The sequence below is a fragment of the Acidovorax sp. KNOB132 genome (assembly GCF_057541515.1).
Window position 1 is genome coordinate 1 of the sequence record NZ_BAAJYT010000337.1, and the last position, 3,270, is coordinate 3,270.

Annotated in this window: 3 protein-coding genes; 2 read left to right on the forward strand and 1 reads right to left on the reverse strand. The window is 70.0% G+C overall.

Annotated features, from left to right (window positions below):
• On the reverse strand, nt 1-931 hold a 931-nt coding region (locus AC27IO_RS22065; RefSeq protein ID WP_498740766.1), incomplete at its 3' end, for a GMC family oxidoreductase.
• 257 nt (nt 932-1,188) lie between these two features.
• On the opposite strand from AC27IO_RS22065, the gene AC27IO_RS22070 reads away from it, so the two are divergent.
• Both AC27IO_RS22070 and AC27IO_RS22075 read left to right on the forward strand, forming a co-directional pair.
• Nucleotides 1,189-2,319, forward strand: coding sequence for an MlaE family ABC transporter permease (locus tag AC27IO_RS22070; RefSeq protein WP_284410588.1), 1,131 nt, complete (start codon nt 1,189-1,191; stop codon nt 2,317-2,319).
• A gap of 4 nt (nt 2,320-2,323) precedes the next feature.
• Nucleotides 2,324-3,181 carry an ABC transporter ATP-binding protein gene (locus tag AC27IO_RS22075; RefSeq protein WP_272549709.1) on the forward strand — a complete coding sequence of 286 codons (858 nt, stop codon included), beginning with the start codon at nt 2,324-2,326 and terminating at the stop codon, nt 3,179-3,181.
• Nucleotides 3,182-3,270 lie beyond the last annotated feature (89 nt).

Consider the following 3,270-nt stretch of genomic DNA (forward strand, 5'->3'; position numbering starts at 1 on the left):
CGCCCACGCCGGGCAGGTCGTGCACCACGTCGATGCCGTGCTGGCGCAGCAGCGCCGCCGGGCCGATGCCCGACAGCTGCAGCAGCTGCGGCGAGTTGACCGCGCCCGCGCTCAGCACCACCTCGCGCGTGGCGTGGGCGGTGACCATCTCCTCGCCGGTCCACACCTGCACGCCGGTGCAGCGGCGCGAGCCGTCGGGCTGGGTGTCGATCAGCAGCCGGGTGGCCTGCGCGGCGGTCCACATCTCGAAGTTGGGCCGCCCGTAGCAGGTGGGGCGCAGGAAGGCCTTGGCGGTGTTCCAACGCCATCCGGCCTTCTGGTTGACCTCGAAGTAGCCCACGCCTTCGTTGTCGCCGCCGTTGAAATCGTCGGTGGCGGGAATGCCGGCCTGCTGCGCCGCCTGGGCGAAGGCGTCCAGCACGTCCCAGCGCAGGCGCTGCTTTTCCACGCGCCACTCGCCGGTGCTGCCGGTGGTCTTGCTGCCGTGCAGGCGCTTGAAGGCCTCGGTCGCGGACGCGGGCTGGTCCAGGCGCCAGTGGTCCTCGTGGCGGCGGAAATAGGGCAGGGCGTGTTCCCAGCGCCAGGCGTCGTCGCCCGTGATCTCGGCCCACTGGTCGTAGTCGCGCGCCTGGCCGCGCATGTAGATCATGCCGTTGATGCTGCTGCAGCCGCCCAGCGTCTTGCCGCGCGGGTAGCGCAGGCTGCGGCCGTTCAGGCCCGCGTCGGGCTCGGTGTGGTACAGCCAGTCGGTGCGCGGGTTGCCGATGCAGTACAGGTAGCCGACCGGGATGTGGATCCAGTGGTAGTCGTCCTTGCGGCCCGCCTCGATGAGCAGCACGCGGTGGCGGCCGCCGGCGCTCAGGCGGTTGCACAGCAGGGCGCCGGCCGTGCCGCCGCCGATGATGATGTAGTCGAAAGTGGTGTCGCTCATGGAGGCTGTTGGACGTTGAACACGTTCCCGGGGCATTGCGGCAGTGCCGGTCCATTGTGCGTAGCGCCGTGCCGCTGTCGATAGGGAAACAGCCAATTGCTATTATTTTTGTAGCTATATGCCCTAGAAGATATTGCGCTGGAGGGCATTTTGATCATAATTCACGCGGCCCGTGCCCTGCGCAGGGACGCGTTCTGCGCTGACGCGCCCGGGCCCATCCGCTCCGCTACCATGCACAGCTTCTCCCGCCCCCCTCCATGACCGAAGACGACAGCCAGCCCCGCATCACCCGAGACGACACGCCCGACGGCCCCTGTGCGGTGTTGCACGGCCGCTGGGGTGCGGCGGAACTGGGCACGCGCCGCCACTGGCGCGCGCTGTCGGCCCAGCTGTCCGAAACGCGGGGCGGCCCGGCCATCGGCTGGGACCTGCGCAGCCTGCAATGGCTGGACCACGTGGGCGCGCAACTGCTGTGGAACCACTGGGGCCGCGACTGGCCCGAGCGGCTGGCGCTCGACGACAGCCAGCGCGACATGCTCGAGCGCGTGGCCGAATTCAGCACCACCCGCCCGCCCGACACACCCTGGCGGCTGGCCGAGCAGGTGGACCGGCTCGGCGTGCAGGTGCTGCACGCCCTGTCCCACATGCGCCACCTGCTCGAACTGGTGGGGCAGCTCTTCATCGACATCTTCCGGGCCGCCCGTTCGCCGCGCCGCGCGCCCTGGCGCGACATGTCGGGCCACCTGTACCGCATGGGCGCCACGGCGATGCCCATCACGGCCATCGTGGGCTTTCTCATCGGCGTGGTGCTGGCCTACCTGATGTCGCTGCAGCTGCGGCAGTTCGGCGCCGAGTCGTTCATCGTCAACATCCTGGGCATTTCATTGATCCGCGAGCTGGGGCCCATGCTCGCGGCCATCCTCGTGGCAGGGCGCTCGGGCTCGGCCATCACGGCGCAGATCGGCGTGATGCGCGTGACCGAGGAACTCGACGCCATGCGCGTCATGGGCATTCCGCACGGCTTTCGCCTCGTCATGCCGCGCGCCGTGGCGCTGGCCGTGGCCATGCCGCTGATCGCCGTGTGGACCACGCTGTGCGCGCTGGCCGGCGGCATGCTCGCGGCCGACCTCGCGCTGGGCGTGTCGCCCGCCTACTTCGTGCAGGCGCTGCCCAACGCGGTGAGCTTTCCCAACCTGGTGATGGCGGTGGCCAAGTCGGTGGTGTTCGGCGTGTCCATCGCGCTCATCGGCTGCCACTGGGGCCTGCGCGTCAAGCCCAACACGCAGAGCCTGGGCGAGGGCACGACGGCCTCGGTGGTGAGTTCCATCACCATGGTGATCATCGTGGACGCGCTGTTCGCCATCGCGTTCAAGAACCTCGGGATCTGACGCCATGGACGACACCTCGCTCATCCCCGCCCCCGCCGCGCACACTGCGCCGCAGGCCCCGCCCGCCGACGCGCCGCCGGTGGTCGAGATCAAGGGGCTGTCCACCGTGTTCGGCAAGGGCAAGGAGGCCTTCGCCGTGCACGAGAACCTCGACCTCACCGTGCGCCGCGGCGAAATGCTGGCCCTGGTGGGCGGCTCGGGCACGGGCAAGACCGTGCTGCTGCGCCAGATGCTGGGCCTCACGCGGCCTGCCAAGGGCGAGGTGACGGTGCTGGGCCGCCCCGCCGCCGAGATGGGCCGCGCCGGCGCCGCCAGCCGCGTGGGCATGCTGTTCCAGCAGGGCGCGCTGTTTTCCGCCTTCAACGTGCTCGACAACGTGGCCTTCGCGCTGCGCGAGCAGGGCACGCTGCCGGGCGATCTGGTCTGCGATGCGGCCATGGTCAAGCTGCAGATGGTGGGGCTGAAGCCCGAGCACGCCACGCGCATGCCGGCCGACCTGTCGGGCGGCATGATCAAGCGCGTGGCCCTGGCGCGCGCGCTCATCATGGACCCGCCCCTGCTGCTGCTGGACGAGCCCACCGCGGGCCTGGACCCCAACAGCTCCGACGATTTCTGCGAACTGCTGCGCGAACTGCGCGCCGCCCTGGGCCTGACCGTGGTGATGGTCACGCACGACCTGGACACGCTGTTCGCGCTCAGCACGCGCGTGGCCGTGCTGGCCGAAAAGAAGGTCATCGTCTCCGGCCCCCCGCAGGAGGTCGTGCACTTCGACCACCCGTTCATTCAACATTTCTTTCTCGGCGAACGCGGCCGGCGCGCCATGGCGCCCGCACCGGCTTCGCCCTCGACCAAGGACGCCTGATGGAAAACAAGTCCCACGCCCTCGCTGCGGGCATCTTCGTGGTCGTCGTGGCGGCCCTGCTGGCGGGCCTGGGCCTGTGGCTCACCCGC